The following is a 13,983-nucleotide window of genomic DNA, read 5'->3' on the forward strand; positions in this document are numbered from 1 at the left end:
CCCTTCTCCTCGAGTCAAGGGGAGTCACCGGCGGCCGTGGGGAGCCGCCGGTGACACGGGCGACTAGCCCATCTCCTCCAGCGTCTTGCCCTTCGTCTCCTTGACGAACTTGAGCACGAAGGGGATGGAGAGCACGGCGAAGCACGTGTAGATCACATAGGTGCCGGACAGGTTCCAGTCGGCCAGCGACGGGAAGCTCGCGGTGATGGCCCAGTTCGCCATCCACTGCGCGGAGGCGGCGACACCGAGCGCGGCGGCGCGGATGCGGTTCGGGAACATCTCGCCGAGGAAGACCCAGACCACGACGCCCCAGGAGAGGGCGAAAAAGAGGACGAAAACATGGGCGGCGATCAGGGCGACCCAGCCCTGGGTGGCCGGCAGCTTGCCGTCGACCAGGTCGTAGGAGAAGGCCCAGGCCTCCAGGCCGAGACCGATGGCCATGCCGACCGAGCCGATGAGGGCGAGCGGCCTGCGGCCGATGCGGTCCACGAAGATCATGGCGATCACGGTGCCGATGATGTTGATGATCGACGTGGTGAACGAGTAGAAGAACGAGTCCGTCGGGTCGACACCGACCGACTGCCACAAGGTCGCGGAGTAGTAGAACGCGATGTTGATGCCGACGAACTGCTGGAAGACCGAGAGGCCGATACCGACCCAGACGATCGGCAGGAAGAGGAAGCCGCCGCCGCCGAGCAGGTCCTTGAAGGTCGACTTGTGCTCACGCTTCATGGCGTGCTCGATCTCGGCGACGCGGGCGTCCAGGTCGATCTTGTCGCCCTCGACCTCCTTGAGCACCTCACGGGCACGGTCCCGGCGGCCGACCTCCAGCAGGAAGCGCGGCGACTCGGGGATGGCGAAGGAGAGCAGGCCGTAGAGCACGGCCGGGATGACCATGACGCCGAGCATGACCTGCCAGGCTTCCAGGCCCATCAGCTGACCCCGCTGGTCCCCGCCCGCGCCCTTCAGGATGGCGTAGTTGACGAGCTGCGAGATGGCGATGCCGACGACGATCGCGGCCTGCTGGAACGAGCCGAGCCGCCCTCGGTACGCGGCCGGGGAGACCTCGGCGATGTAGGCGGGGCCGATGACCGAGGCCATGCCGATGGCGAATCCGCCGACGATGCGCCAGAAGGCGAGGTCCCACAGCGCGAAGGGCAGCGCCGAACCGACGGCGCTGATGGTGAAGAGCGTCGCGGAGATCTGCATGCAGCGGATGCGCCCGATGCGGTCGGCCATGCGGCCGGCCACGGCGGCGCCGATGGCACAGCCGATCAGCGCGATGGCGATGACCTGGGCCAGGGCCGCGGAGCCGATGTCGTAGCGGCTCCGGATGGCCTCGACGGCGCCGTTGATCACGGCACTGTCGTAGCCGAACAGGAAGCCGCCCATCGCGGCCGCCGCCGCGATGAAGATGACGTGCCCGAGATGCTCGGGGTGAGCCGACCTGGCTTCTGACATAGGTGCCTGCGATGCGCTGGTCACGTAAGACTCCTCGGGCCACCGGCCTCGCTGCCGGGGGTGGGGGGCGAAAGCCTTCGTTGGTGGTTACCAGTGGCGCACAGGTTCACGTGGGCCACCACCTGAAGGTAAAAGCAACGTCGGAGAGACTATGCCTTCAAGATTCGAAGTCAAACTTGGGTTGTTGTGGATGCAATGCGACCAACCTGACGCGATTGTGTTCAAGCTTTGAACATCAAGTGCGCTGAATGGCTCAATGCGGACCCTCGGACACGCCCGTCCAGCCCCTCGCCCCACCGGGTGAAAACCCCGGAACGCGTGGCGCGGCGGCGAGCCCGGACCCGGCTATCGGGGCGGGCGGGCCTCCGCGGGCGCCGGGCCGGCGCCCGCCACGAGGCCTGTCCCGCGAGTACCCGCCGGGCGGCCGCACAAGGCTGTGACGCGTCCCACACGATGGGCCGCCGCGCCCCCGGATCGCCGTCGTCCAGGCCGTGTTCGCGTTGCCCACGACGGCCCGAGCGGCGAGGATCCGGTCATGCCGCAGACCACGGTCGTCAACCTCAAGGGCCACCGCGACGATCCCGCGTACGCCGATGTGGTGTACGTCGGCCGCGCCATGTACCGGGGTGGCTGGCGACTGGCCGGCTCCCCGCTGGCGAGCCCGTTCCGTCCGGGGCACGACGGCACCCGGGAGGAGGTCGTCGAGATGTACCGCGCCCATCTGCTGGCGCGTCCGGAACTGCTGGCCCGGCTCCCGGCCCTGCGCGGCCACCGCCTCGGCTGCTGGTGCGTCCCCGAGCGCTGTCACGCCGAGGTACTGGCCGAACTCGCCGACGAGGGCGTGGGCGAGGGCCTTCCGGCGCCGGAAGACGGGTAGCCGGGCAGCCGCGTAGCCGCGTGGCCAGGTAGCCGGGTAGCCGGGCTTCAGCGCAGGCGCTGGCTGATGACCTTCGAGACGCCGTCGCCCTGCATGGAGACGCCGTACAGCGCGTCGGCGACCTCCATCGTGCGCTTCTGATGCGTGATCACGATCAGCTGGGAGGCCTCCTGGAGCTCCTGCATGATCCTGATCAGCCGCTGGAGGTTCGTGTCGTCCAGCGCCGCCTCGACCTCGTCCATCACGTAGAACGGGCTGGGTCGCGCCTTGAAGATCGACACCAGGAGCGCGACGGCGGTCAGCGACCGCTCGCCGCCGGAGAGCAGGCTGAGCCGCTTGACCTTCTTGCCCGGCGGCCTGGCCTCCACGTCGACACCCGTGGTGAGCATGTTGTCGGGGTCGGTCAGGATGAGCCGTCCGTCCCCACCGGGGAAAAGCCGGCCGAAGACGCCCTCGAACTCCCGGGCGGTGTCCCGGTAGGCCTCGGTGAAGACCTGCTCGACGCGCTCGTCGACCTCCTTCACCACCTGGAGAAGGTCGGCGCGCGTCTTCTTCAGGTCCTCCAGCTGCTCGCTCAGGAACTTGTGGCGCTCCTCCAGCGCGGCGAACTCCTCCAGGGCCAGCGGATTGACCTTGCCGAGCTGCTGGTACGCCCGTTCGGCCGACTTGAGCCGCTTCTCCTGCTCGGCCCGGTGGAACCGCCGGGGCTGGTTGCGCGGGTGCTCGGGGTCCTCGGGCAGTTCCTCGCCCTCGGCGGGCAGGGACGGCGGTACGAGCTGGTCGGGGCCGTAGTCCGCGACGAGTCCCGCCGGTTCGACGCCGAGTTCGTCCAGCGCCTTCGCCTCCAGCTGCTCCACGCGCATGCGCTTCTCGGCGCCGAGCACCTCGCCCCGGTGCACCGAGTCGGTGAGCTTGTCGAGCTCCTCCTTGAGCTCACGGCCCTGACCGCGCGCGGCCACGAGCTCCTGCTCACGGCGGCCCTTCGCGCTCTCGGCGGCGGTGCGCTCCTCCTCCGCGCGGGCCAGCGAGATCTCGACGTGCGCGAGCAGCTGGCGTGCGCCGGAGGCGACGGCCGACGCGACGGCCGCCTCGTGGCGCAGCCGGGCGCGCCGCTGTTCGGCACGCGCGCGTGCCTCGCGTTCGGCGCGGGCGGCGCGGTCCAGCGAGTCGGCCCGTCCGGCGAGGCCCTTGACCCGCTCCTCGTGCGTACGGACCTGGAGGCGGGCCTCCATCTCCGTCTGGCGCGCGTTGGCGCCGTCGGCGGCGAGCCGGTCCCGCACCGAGGTGTCGGGTTCCTCCTCGACCGGCATCTCTTCGGCCACGGCGAGCCGTTCGGCCAGTTCCTCCGCCTCGGCCACGGCCCGGTCGAGCGCGTCCTGCGCGCGGGCGGCGGCCGCGGTGCTCCGCTCCGCCTCTCCCGCGGCGCCGCGGGCCTGCCCGGCCAGCCGTCCGAGCTGCTGCGCGACGGACGACTTCTCCCGCTCGGCGGTCCGGCGCCGCTCCCCCAACTCCTCGACGAGCGCCGCCCGTTCCTTGCGCCGCTCGGTCGCCAGCCGTTGCGCTTCGGCCAACTCCTCGCAGCGGACCGCCAGTTCCTCCAGCTGGGCCGTGGCTTCGTCCACGGAGGCCTGTACTTCGAGGAGGCTGGGGGCCCCGGCGGACCCGCCGTGCGCGAAGTGCGCCCCGAGCAGGTCGCCGTCGGCGGTCACCGCGGTGAGTCCGGGGCGGGCGTGGATCAGGTCCTCGGCCTCCTCCAGGGTGCCGACGACGACGATCCCGCGCAGCAGCCGTCGTACGGCGGGCATCAGTTCGTCGGGGCCCCGGACCAGACCGGCGGCGTACGGGAGACCGTCCCCCGTGCCGTCCGTGCCGGTGCCGGGTTCCTCGGGTGCTCCGGCGAGCAGCAGGGCCGCGCGGCCCGCGTCCTGCTTGCGCAGCAGCCGGATGGCCTCGATGGCCGAGGCCGGGGTGCCGACCGCGACGGCGTCGGCGGCCGCGCCGAACGCGGCGGCGAGCGCGACCTCGAACCCGGGGGTGACCGTCAGCAGCGCGGCGGCGGGGCCGAGTACGCCGGTGAGCCGGTCCGTGGCGCCGAGCAGCACTCCCGTGCCGTCCTTGCGCCGCAGTCCGAGGGCGAGCGCGTCGCGGCGGGCCCGGGTGGCGGCGCGCTCGCGTTCCGAGGCGGTGGCGGCCTCGCGCGCCGTGCTCAGGGCGGCCTCGGCGTCGGACAGGGCCCTTCTGGCGTCCTCGTGCCGCCCGGTGAGGTCGGCGTCGTCCGCGTCGAGTCCGTCGACCTCGGCCTTCAGCTGCTCGTACTCCTCCTGGGCGGTGACCGCGCGCTCCTGGGCCTCGTCGCGGGCGGCGGCGAGCCGGTCGATCTCGGCCTGTGCCGAGGCGGCCCGCGACCGGGCGGCGTTGACCTGGCCGCCCAGACGGGCGAGGCCCTCACGGCGGTCGGCGATGGCGCGGGCCACGTCCTTGAGCCGGCGTTCCTCGACGGTCAGTTCGCGCTCCAGCTCGGCGCGGTGCGCGACGGTGTCCTCCAGGGCCCGTTCGGCCGCCTCCAGGGCCGCTTCGAGTTCGGCCTCCTGCTCGCGGACGCGTGCGGCCTCGCGCTCCATGTCCTCGGGATCGCGCCCGCGCCGCTCCTCGGCGGGCACCGAGGTGGCGCTCTTGACGCGCGCGTCGGCCAGCGAGACCGTGCCGCGCACCCGCTCCGCGAGCTGGGAGAGGTCGTACCAGGTCTGCTGCGCGCGCTGGAGACGCGGCGTCAGCTGCCGTACCTCGTCCTCCAGCAGGGCCTCCCGCTGGAGCGCCTTCCTGAGCTCGGCCTCGGCGGAGTCCTTGCGCCGCTTGAGCTCGGCCTCGTCGGCGATCTCGGACTGGAGCGCCCCCCGCAGCCGTACGAGGTCGTCGGCCAGGAGGCGCAGCCGGGCGTCGCGCAGGTCGGCCTGGATGACGGCGGCGCGGCGTGCGACGGCGGCCTGCCGGCCGAGCGGCTTGAGCTGGCGCCGCAGTTCGTCGGTGAGGTCCTGGACGCGGGCGAGGTTCGCCTGCATGGCGTCCAGCTTCCGCAGCGCCTTCTCCTTGCGCTTGCGGTGCTTGAGGACACCGGCCGCCTCCTCGATGAAGGCGCGGCGGCCCATCGGGTCGGCGTGCAGGACGGAGTCGAGCTGGCCCTGTCCGACGATGACGTGCATCTCACGGCCGATGCCGGAGTCGGACAACAGCTCCTGGATGTCGAGCAGTCGGCAGGTGTCACCGTTGATCTGGTACTCGCTGCCGCCGTTGCGGAACATGATCCGCGTGATGGTGACCTCGGCGTACTCGATGGGCAGCGCCCCGTCGGAGTTGTCGATGGTCAGGGAGACCTCGGCGCGCCCGAGCGGCGGACGTCCGGTGGTCCCGGCGAAGATGACGTCCTCCATCTTGCCGCCGCGCAGCGACTTGGCGCCCTGCTCGCCCATGACCCAGCTGAGCGCGTCCACGACGTTGGACTTGCCCGAGCCGTTGGGGCCCACGACACAGGTGATGCCCGGCTCGAACCGCAGGGTGGTCGCGGAGGCGAACGACTTGAACCCGCGCAGGGTCAGGGCCTTGAGGTGCACGCCGCCGGACTCTACCTTTCGGGCCGGTCTCACTCCATGAACGCGCGGTTTCGCCCATGAAGGCGCAGGGCAGACCAGACGTTGAAGAGGGGGGAACGTTGCTCGGGGGAAAGAAAGAAGGGACGCCGGACGGCGTCCCTTGCAAATCTGACAACTTAGCGGTTGATTCGGGCTGCCCAACCACTGCCGTCATGGTGCGGTGCAGTGGTCAGGTGAGCGCAGGCTCCGCCTGGGGTACGTCGATGCTCTCGAGAAGCGAGTCGTGAGAAGCGGCAGCCGCGAGCGCGTCGTTCTCGGCCTGGATCCGTACAAGCTCGGATTCGAGGTCCTGGACGCGCTGCTGGAGCCGTCGCATCTCGGCAATGAGTCGCGGGTCGGAGCCGCCGACGTAACCGAGAAGCGCCTTTGCCATGATGGATGGTCCTCCACACTGAGTGACCGACCGAAGCGGTGTGGGTCGTGAGGGAATCGCACCCGCGATGCTTGACACTGCTGTTGTCGTGCTGTCGTTCCACATGCCAAACAGCTAAGGTGCGCGGGGCTTTCAGCGTCTCACCAAAAAGTTTGACGGTCAACACGATCACGCCCTGTATCGGCGGGCAACCCACTGTCGCGCGGCTTGTGGAGCGGCGGCGCTGCGACCTCGCTGGGACCCTCAGGGCGTCGGGATCATCGTTATCTCGGGAGCCTGCCACTTCGGGCCGTTCTTGGCAACCACCAGGCGGTTTCCACTACTGACGGGTGCCGGAGGCATACGCCACGCCACCTTTCGGAGGCCTCGCGGACGCTCTCGTCAGCGGATGGCGAAGCCGTCGTAGATCCCCCGGGGCGTGTCCCAGATCTCAGTGACTCCGTCGACCCGGCCGGGCGTGTCGTCTCCCTGGAGCCAGTCGAGCAGACTCTGGCAGCCGGCCCGGGGGCCCTCCGCGACCACCTGGACCCGTCCGTCGTCGAGATTGAGAGCAAAACCACTCAGCTCTCCGATCTCCAGCGCCCTGGCCCGCGTAAACCAGCGGAAACCCACACCTTGGACCCGTCCGCGGACCCAGACGACCAGCCGTGAAACCTCGTTCATGGCTGCACGCTAACCGGACAATGTCTCGTGGAGCACATCCTCCCCACGCGCCATGGGGTACCGTCCCGACCCAATGAGTCTCACCAGAAACTCACTCTTCCGGGTGAGTTTGAGGTGAGGATCGCTGACTCAAGATCGAGGAAGGCCCAAGAGATGGGACGCCACCGACGCTCCGACGCCGGCCGCGCCGCCACAGGGCGCGCCACCGGAGTCACAGAGACGAGCGAGACCCACACGGAAAGCTACGGCCCGGAGAACCTGTACGGCTACGCGGCCGTCGCCGATCTCCCGTCCGCCGCCTCCGCCCGCTCGCACCGCAAGCGCAAGGGCCCGAGCCCCGTCAAGACGGGTCTGCTCGGCGTCTCGGCGGCCGTGGCCCTCGGCACCGTGGCCGTCGCGGCCGGTGTCGTGCCCGGCGCCGACAACTACGCGCTCGGCGGTGGCAGCAACAACTCCGACAGCATCCAGGCCGCGAGCTCACCCTCCAACGCGGACCGGCAGCAGGGCGGTACGTCCGGCAGCGCGGACGCCCGCGAGGGCACCTCGACGAGCCGTGGCACCGGGCGCGCGACCACCCCCTCGACCCCCGCCCCCGCCGCCTCGGCCTCCACCTCGCCGTCGACCGCTCCGACCACGACCGCGCCGCCTAAGCGGCAGGACGCCCAGGGCCAGGACGCCGGGGCGTCCAAGCAGAAGGAGACGAAGGAGCCCGAGGCTCCGAAGCCTTCGAAGACCGCGACCAAGGCGCCAATCGCCCAGGCCCCGGTGAACGTGTCCGCGGAGTCGGCCGCCGAGGCCGAGGTGATCAAGCTCGTCAACGACGAGCGCGCCAAGGTCGGTTGCAGCCCGGTCGCCGCGAACAGCGCCCTGACGGACCTCGCCCAGACGTTCAGCGAGGACATGGCGGCGCGCGACTTCTTCGACCACACCGACCCGAGCGGGCTCACCCCCTGGGACCGCGCCGCGAAGGCCGGGATAGCCAGCCTCGGCGGCGAGAACATAGCCCGCGGCCAGGCCGACGCGGCGGCCGTCATGGACGCCTGGATGAACAGCCCCGGCCACAAGGCCAACATCCTGAACTGCGACTTCAAGACCCTCGGCGTCGGAGTCCACTTCGCCGAGGGCGGCCCTTGGTGGACGCAGGACTTCGGCTACTGAGCTAACCGCAGGTCAGAGAGCTGAGCGGCCTCCTGGGCCGCGTCCGGGCCGTCGTGCGTGGAATCTTCATCCGTGAAGACGCCATCCACGGCGGCCCGAGTACGTTTCCCGCCCGACGGCATCAGGTGCGTGTACGTCCGCAGGGTGAGACAGGTTTCTCGACCTCATCGAGTCCCCGCGCGAGCGCGGGCCCGAGTCGAGAACGGTAGGCCCACTGATGGGCCGCCACCCACACGACCGCCCGCCGGCGGTAGCCTTCCCGTCCGTTCGAAGGCTCCTGGAGGCTCCCGGTGCACGACATTGCTTTCCTGCTGCGGGGCCCGCTGTACCTGTTGTGCGTCGGCGTGCTCGCTTGGGAACTGGGCCGTAAGCCCGCTGGGCGGAACGTCAGGAAGCTGCCGGTCTTCTCTGCGGTGGCGGCTCTGGCGCTCGCCAGGCTGCTGAGCACCTAGACAGGACCAGTCGACGTGCCCTCCCGTGCCCGTTCGGCCGGGAAACAGCGGGGAGCCGCGGTCGCTGACGGACAGCGCTCACCAGAACGGCCCCTGATCAGGGGGCGCTCACCTGCGGTAGATGCCGACGCCGGCGGAGGGGCTTCGCACGTCAGCGGGTTGAGCACTCGCCGGGCCGGTCGTGTTCGTGTTGGGGGTCGGAGGGGCGGAGCGGGGGGCTAACCGGGAGTCAGCGCGATCCTCTGGGTGGCGCTGTGGCTGAGTATGCTGGGCGCATGGAATCGTCCCCGCGGATCACCGAGCGTTCCGGGAGCGGCGCGGGCGCCGTGTGCGAAGGCGGCAAGGACCTCGCGTACGACGTGTTCGCCCGTGGCTGTCCGTCCCGGGGCACGCTGGAGCATGTCACCGGCCGCTGGGGCTCCCTCACACTCGGGGCGCTGTACGACGGCACGTTCCGGTTCAACGAGCTGCGCCGCAGGGTCGACGGTGTCAGCGAGAAGATGCTCTCGCAGACCCTGCACGCCCTGGAGCGCGACGGTCTGGTGAACCGCGACGCGCGGCCCACGAACCCGCCCCGCGTCGACTACACCCTCACCCCGCTGGGCCGCGAGGTCGCCGAACGTCTGCTGGCGCTCATCGGCTTCGTGGAGGGCCGCATGGACGACGTCCTGGCGGCCCGCGGACGCTACGACGAGACCCGCGGGGTCCGGCAGGAGGCGTGAAGGCGTCGGGCCGCGCTCCGGGCGTCAGACCGCCGGGCGCGGCGCGCGCTGGCAGCGTGGGCAGAAGTAGCTGGAGCGGTTCATCCAGGGCCGGCGGCGCATCGGGGTCCCGCAGCGATGACACGGCTCGCCCTCGCGCCCGTACGCGTCGAGCGAGCGATCGAAGTAGCCCGACTCCCCATTGACGTTGACGTACAGGCTGTCGAAGCTGGTGCCGCCGACGGCGAGGGCGTCGTTCATGACATCACGGACATGGCCGAGGAGTTCGGCGGTGCGCGGCCGGGTCATGGTCCCCGCCGGGCGTTCGTAGTGCAGCTTGGAACGCCACAGCGCCTCGTCCGCGTAGATGTTCCCGACGCCGCTGATCAGTGACTGGTCGAGCAGGGCGCGCTTGAGGGTCGTCCGGCGGGCCCGCAGCGCGGTGTGGAACGCGGCGTCGTCGAAGAGGGGGTCGAGCGGGTCGCGGGCGATGTGCGCGATGACGTCGGGGAGGCCGTCCGCGGTGTTCTCGTGCAGCGACAGCCCGCCGAAGGTGCGCTGGTCGACGAACCGCAGCTCGGTGCCCTGTTCGTCCTCGAAGCGGACCCGGATGCGCAGATGCTTCTCCTCGGCGGCGTCCTCCGGCTGCACGAGAAGCTGACCGCTCATGCCGAGGTGCGCGAGCACGGAGAAGGGCGAGTCGTCGAGCGGCAGCCACAGATACTTGCCGCGGCGCATCGCCCGGCCGACCCGGTGCCCGGCCAGTGCCTTCGCGAAGGCGTCGGGCCCCGCGAGGTGCCGCCGTACGGCCCGCGGGTGGCGGACGTCCACCGATCCGACGACCCGCCCGGTGACCCAGCGCTCCAACCCCCGCCGCACGACCTCGACTTCGGGCAGCTCGGGCACGGGACTCCTCCTGGGGGACGGGCTGGCGGGCGATGCCGGAAGGGTACATCGAGGCCGGTGAGGGCCGTCGGGGAACACCGCGTACCGGACCGGCGCGACGCGAGGACCCCGCCGCGGCGCGTACGCCGTGACGGGGTCTGGTGGTGCGTTTACTTCGGGTGCTGCGCGTACCGCGGTACGTCAGCGGGTCGAAGGAGTCAGGCCGTGGCCGTGTCCGTCCCGGGCGCCGGGGAGACGTCGGCCGTCTCCTCGTCGTCCTGGGCCGCCTGCTGGGCGGTACGGGCCGCCTGCTCCGCGGCCTGGGCCGATTTCGCCCGCTCGTCCGCGGCGGAGTGGATGGCACGCCACGCGGATTCCGCGGCCTGCTGCTCCGCCTCCTTCTTGCTGCGGCCGGTGCCGGTGCCGTACGAGACGCCTCCGACGCGGGCGGCAGCAGTGAAGACCTTCTCGTGGTCCGGGCCGGTCTCCGTGACCAGGTACTCGGGAACCCCGAGCCCCTCGGTCGCGGTGAGCTCCTGGAGACTGGTCTTCCAGTCCAGGCCGGCACCGAGATTCGAGGACTTCTCGATCAGCGGGTCGAAGAGACGGTGGACGAGTTCGCCCGCCGCTTCAAGACCCTGGTCGAGATAGACAGCGCCGATCACCGCTTCAAGGGTGTCGGCGAGGATGGACGCCTTGTCCCGGCCTCCCGTGCCTTCCTCGCCCCGGCCGAGCCGGATGAAGGAGCCGAGTTCGAGGCCGCGGCCCACCTCGGCCAACGCACGAGAATTGACCACCGCGGCCCGCAGTTTGGCCAGTTGGCCTTCCGGCAGGTCGGGGTGGGTGCGGTACAGCGTGTCCGTGACCACGAGGCCCAGTACGGAGTCCCCGAGGAACTCCAGACGCTCGTTGGTCGGCAGACCGCCGTTCTCGTACGCGTAGGAACGGTGGGTCAGCGCACGCACCAGAAGGGCGGACTCGAGCTTGTAGCCGAGCCGCCCTTCCAGAAGCGTGTGGGACGAGGCTGTGTTGTCCGCCTTTTTCTTGGCGGGTGTATCCGCCTTGGCGTCAGACATCAGACCTCTCACCGGCCGCTCAGACCTCGAGGACCTGGCGCTTGTTGTAGGTGCCACAAGCCGGGCACGCGATGTGCTGAAGCTTGGGCTCGTGGCAGCGCTCGCACGCAACCAGGGTGGGGACCGCAGCCTTCCACTGCGACCGGCGGTGGCGCGTGTTGCTGCGCGACATCTTCCGCTTCGGAACAGCCACGGCTACTTCTCCTGCTTCTCGTCGACGCCAGGTTCGGCGCCGCTCAACTCGTCCTTCTCGCCATCTTCGAGTGAACCGGCGAGTCCTTGCAGTGCCGCCCAACGGATGTCGACGGCGTCGTGATGGTGCTCCGGGTCGTCCGCGAGCCGGGCTCCGCATTCGGAGCACAGGCCCGGGCAGTCGTCCTGGCACACCGGCTGCATCGGCAGTGCGAGCACCACCGCATCGCGCAGCACGGGTTCGAGGTCGAACAAGCCGTCCTCGAGGAGGAGAGTGTCCTCGTCGTCCTCGGCGTCGTCGACCGGTTCCGCCTTGGGGCGGCCCCGGTCATCGGCGTCAGGGTACGAGAACATCTCCTGGAAGTCCGCTTCGACCACCTGCTCGAGCGGCTCCAGACACCTTACGCACTCCCCCTTCGCCGAGCCACGGGCGGTGCCTGTGACAAGCACCCCTTCCATGACCGACTCCAGACGGAGGTCGAGCTCCACCGGGGCACCTTCCGGCACTCCGATGACACCCTGGATCCCGAGATCCGCCGGAGCGTCGATCGTGCGGGTCAGGCGCAGCAGCGCGCCAGGACGCCGCCCCAGCTCGTGTGTGTCGAACACGAGAGGATTGCGGTGGTCGAGGCGGGCGTTCAGAGCCATTCCTGCTTTCGATCTTCCATCTCGGGGTACGCCGCCCCAGATCCCTCGGGCAGCGCGGATCGCGGACGTAGACGCGACCGAAGAGCCAGGATACTGGACCTTTCGCTCCCGGCCCAATCCGGTACGCGCCCGCACCCCGGCGGGCGGCGCGCACCCCTCCTGACCGCAGGGTCAGTGACCGCCGCGCCCCTGCTCGTACGCCCTCAGCTGGTCCGCGCTGATCATGCTGGTGTCGAAGAGGCTGGCCTCGTCGAGGGCGTGGTTCTGCTGGTCCATGGCCTGGGCCTGCTGCTGGGCGTAGACCTGCTGGTTCTGGTCGTACCCCTGCTGGTCGTAGCCCTGCTGCTGGTAGGCGGCGTACGGGTCGGCCTGCTGGTAGCCGTAGGCGTCCTGCTGCTGGGCGTACTGCTGCTGCTGGTAGCCGTACGGGTCGGCCTGCTGCTGGTAGGCGTACGCCTCCTGCTGCCCGTAGGACGGCTGGGCGGCCGGCTCCGGGGCCTGGGCGGGCCGCTCGGGCTCGTCGGCGAGCTCCGCGAGGCCGGCCAGGTAGTCGGCGTCGCTGGTGTGCGCGCCGGGCGTTCCGTCGTCCCCGAAGGTGCCCAGCTCGCCCAGGTCGTCGCTGGCGATCCGGCCCTGGAGCTTGTCGCGGCCGCGGCCGACGGCCTCCAGGGTCTTGGCGAGGACGGCCTCGAAGGCGCCGAGCTTGGCGTCGACGTAGTCGTCGGCGTTGCGGCGCAGGGTCTCCGGGTCGTAGCTGCGCTCGGGGGCGTCCTCGTCCTCGTACCCCTGCTCGTCGAGGCCGGGACCTGTGCCGAGGAGCTTCTCGCGGCCACGGCCGACGGAGCCGAGGGTCTTGGTGAGGACGACCTCGAAGTTGGCGAGCTGGGAGTCGACGTAGTCGTCGGCCTCCGCGCGGATCTCCTCGGCCTCCCTGCGGGACTCGTCGAGGATCCGGTCCGCCTCGTTCTGCGAGCGGCGGGCGATCTCGGTGTCGGAGATCAGCGAACCGCGCTCGGCGTGCGCGGTCTCGATGATCCGTTCGGCCTCCTGACGGGCCCGCTCGACCATCTCCTCGCGGCCGCCGATCAGCTCCTGGGCCTGGGCGAGGGAGCCGGGCAGGGCCTGGCGCACCTCTTCCAGCATCGCGAGCAGGTCGGCGCGGTTGACCACGCACGATGCCGACATGGGCATGGAACGGGCGCTGCCGACCGCCGAGACGATCTCGTCGAGCTTCTTCTGTACGTCCACCGTGTGCTCGCCACTCTCTACAGCCGTGATGGAGACGGACGGGACGACTGTACGACCACTCCCGCGCCGCCCGACACCGGGTGACGGACAGTCAGTCGCTCAGTCCTTGCCGAGGCGCCCGGTGAGCGCCTCCAGGACCACCGGCGGCACCAGGTGGGAGATGTCGCCGCCCCAGTTCGCGACTTCCTTCACCAGCGACGAGGAGAGGAAGCTGTAGGTGGGGCTGGTCGGGATGAACAGGGTCTCGACGCCCGAGAGGCCGTTGTTCATCTGGGCCATCTGGAGCTCGTAGTCGAAGTCGCTGACCGCGCGCAGGCCCTTGACGATGGCCGGGATGTCCCGCTGCTTGCAGTAGTCGACGAGGAGGCCGTGGTAGGCCTCGACCTGGACGTTGCCGAACTCGGCCGTGACCTCGCGGATCAGCTCGATCCGCTCGTCGACCGTGAACAGGCCCTTCTTGGACTGATTGATCATCACGACGACGTGCACGACGTCGTACAGCGCGGAGGCGCGGGCGATGATGTCGAGATGTCCGTTGGTGATGGGGTCGAATGACCCCGGACAGACGGCGCGGCGCAACAGTGGTCCCTCGCTCTCCGGTC

14 protein-coding genes are annotated in these 13,983 nt (G+C 70.4%); 4 read left to right on the forward strand and 10 right to left on the reverse strand.

Annotated elements, in window-relative coordinates; translation table 11 throughout:
- Nucleotides 1-63: 63 nt before the first annotated feature.
- A complete protein-coding gene (locus ACZ4AA_RS27750; RefSeq protein WP_467608698.1) occupies nucleotides 64-1,485 on the reverse strand; it encodes a sugar porter family MFS transporter in 1,422 nt (473 codons plus the stop codon).
- Between the two features lie 511 nt (nucleotides 1,486-1,996).
- Between ACZ4AA_RS27750 and ACZ4AA_RS27755 the strand changes: the two genes are divergently transcribed.
- Nucleotides 1,997-2,338, forward strand: a complete 342-nt coding sequence (locus ACZ4AA_RS27755; protein ID WP_467608701.1) for a DUF4326 domain-containing protein — start codon at nucleotides 1,997-1,999, stop codon at nucleotides 2,336-2,338.
- Between the two features lie 47 nt (nucleotides 2,339-2,385).
- Here the strand turns inward: ACZ4AA_RS27755 and smc are convergent, their stop codons facing one another.
- The 3 genes from smc to ACZ4AA_RS27770 form a co-directional block, all read right to left on the reverse strand.
- Complete coding sequence (smc, locus tag ACZ4AA_RS27760; protein ID WP_467608703.1) at nucleotides 2,386-5,946, reverse strand: chromosome segregation protein SMC; 3,561 nt, start codon at nucleotides 5,944-5,946, stop codon at nucleotides 2,386-2,388.
- 208 nt (nucleotides 5,947-6,154) lie between these two features.
- Nucleotides 6,155-6,358, reverse strand: coding sequence for a hypothetical protein (locus ACZ4AA_RS27765; RefSeq protein WP_028802434.1), 204 nt, complete (start codon nucleotides 6,356-6,358; stop codon nucleotides 6,155-6,157).
- A gap of 381 nt (nucleotides 6,359-6,739) precedes the next feature.
- Nucleotides 6,740-7,021 carry an acylphosphatase gene (locus ACZ4AA_RS27770; protein WP_328447682.1) on the reverse strand — a complete coding sequence of 94 codons (282 nt, stop codon included), beginning with the start codon at nucleotides 7,019-7,021 and terminating at the stop codon, nucleotides 6,740-6,742.
- A 153-nt stretch (nucleotides 7,022-7,174) separates the two neighbouring features.
- Between ACZ4AA_RS27770 and ACZ4AA_RS27775 the strand changes: the two genes are divergently transcribed.
- The 3 genes from ACZ4AA_RS27775 (at nucleotide 7,175) to ACZ4AA_RS27785 (ending at nucleotide 9,353) form a co-directional block, all read left to right on the forward strand.
- Entirely contained in the window at nucleotides 7,175-8,179 is a 1,005-nt protein-coding gene (locus tag ACZ4AA_RS27775) for a CAP domain-containing protein (protein WP_467608707.1), read from the forward strand.
- A 290-nt stretch (nucleotides 8,180-8,469) separates the two neighbouring features.
- The gene (locus ACZ4AA_RS27780; RefSeq protein ID WP_467608710.1) at nucleotides 8,470-8,631 is read left to right on the forward strand and encodes a hypothetical protein; all 162 of its coding nucleotides are present in this window, start codon (nucleotides 8,470-8,472) and stop codon (nucleotides 8,629-8,631) included.
- A gap of 275 nt (nucleotides 8,632-8,906) precedes the next feature.
- Nucleotides 8,907-9,353: a winged helix-turn-helix transcriptional regulator gene (locus tag ACZ4AA_RS27785; RefSeq protein WP_467608714.1), complete on the forward strand. Its 447-nt coding sequence runs from the start codon at nucleotides 8,907-8,909 to the stop codon at nucleotides 9,351-9,353.
- A gap of 24 nt (nucleotides 9,354-9,377) precedes the next feature.
- On the opposite strand, the gene mutM is transcribed toward ACZ4AA_RS27785, so the two are convergent.
- From mutM to coaD, 6 genes are all read right to left on the reverse strand, one after another.
- Nucleotides 9,378-10,238 carry a bifunctional DNA-formamidopyrimidine glycosylase/DNA-(apurinic or apyrimidinic site) lyase gene (gene mutM, locus ACZ4AA_RS27790; protein WP_467608717.1) on the reverse strand — a complete coding sequence of 287 codons (861 nt, stop codon included), beginning with the start codon at nucleotides 10,236-10,238 and terminating at the stop codon, nucleotides 9,378-9,380.
- 197 nt (nucleotides 10,239-10,435) lie between these two features.
- Nucleotides 10,436-11,293: a ribonuclease III gene (gene rnc / locus ACZ4AA_RS27795; protein WP_467608720.1), complete on the reverse strand. Its 858-nt coding sequence runs from the start codon at nucleotides 11,291-11,293 to the stop codon at nucleotides 10,436-10,438.
- A 19-nt stretch (nucleotides 11,294-11,312) separates the two neighbouring features.
- A complete protein-coding gene (rpmF, locus tag ACZ4AA_RS27800) occupies nucleotides 11,313-11,486 on the reverse strand; it encodes a 50S ribosomal protein L32 (protein ID WP_006139588.1) in 174 nt (57 codons plus the stop codon).
- Nucleotides 11,487-11,488: 2 nt separating this feature from the next.
- On the reverse strand, nucleotides 11,489-12,133 hold the full coding sequence (locus ACZ4AA_RS27805; protein WP_467608725.1) for a YceD family protein: 645 nt from the start codon (nucleotides 12,131-12,133) through the stop codon (nucleotides 11,489-11,491).
- Between the two features lie 171 nt (nucleotides 12,134-12,304).
- The gene (locus tag ACZ4AA_RS27810; RefSeq protein WP_467608728.1) at nucleotides 12,305-13,381 is read right to left on the reverse strand and encodes an ATP synthase subunit B family protein; all 1,077 of its coding nucleotides are present in this window, start codon (nucleotides 13,379-13,381) and stop codon (nucleotides 12,305-12,307) included.
- 99 nt (nucleotides 13,382-13,480) lie between these two features.
- The gene (gene coaD / locus ACZ4AA_RS27815) at nucleotides 13,481-13,960 is read right to left on the reverse strand and encodes a pantetheine-phosphate adenylyltransferase (protein ID WP_355766653.1); all 480 of its coding nucleotides are present in this window, start codon (nucleotides 13,958-13,960) and stop codon (nucleotides 13,481-13,483) included.
- Nucleotides 13,961-13,983: the final 23 nt, after the last annotated feature.

The sequence above is a fragment of the Streptomyces sp. NPDC024698 genome, from assembly GCF_055559015.1.

Excerpts from the sequence above, each read along its gene's own strand:
- ACZ4AA_RS27755 (WP_467608701.1), top strand. The coding sequence starts at position 1,997 with ATGCCGCAGACCACGGTCGTCAACCTCAAGGGCCACCGCGACGATCCC.
- ACZ4AA_RS27765 (WP_028802434.1), bottom strand. The coding sequence starts at position 6,358 with ATGGCAAAGGCGCTTCTCGGTTACGTCGGCGGCTCCGACCCGCGACTC.
- ACZ4AA_RS27770 (WP_328447682.1), bottom strand. The coding sequence starts at position 7,021 with ATGAACGAGGTTTCACGGCTGGTCGTCTGGGTCCGCGGACGGGTCCAA.
- ACZ4AA_RS27775 (WP_467608707.1), top strand. The coding sequence starts at position 7,175 with ATGGGACGCCACCGACGCTCCGACGCCGGCCGCGCCGCCACAGGGCGC.
- ACZ4AA_RS27785 (WP_467608714.1), top strand. The coding sequence starts at position 8,907 with ATGGAATCGTCCCCGCGGATCACCGAGCGTTCCGGGAGCGGCGCGGGC.
- rnc (WP_467608720.1), bottom strand. The coding sequence starts at position 11,293 with ATGTCTGACGCCAAGGCGGATACACCCGCCAAGAAAAAGGCGGACAAC.
- ACZ4AA_RS27805 (WP_467608725.1), bottom strand. The coding sequence starts at position 12,133 with ATGGCTCTGAACGCCCGCCTCGACCACCGCAATCCTCTCGTGTTCGAC.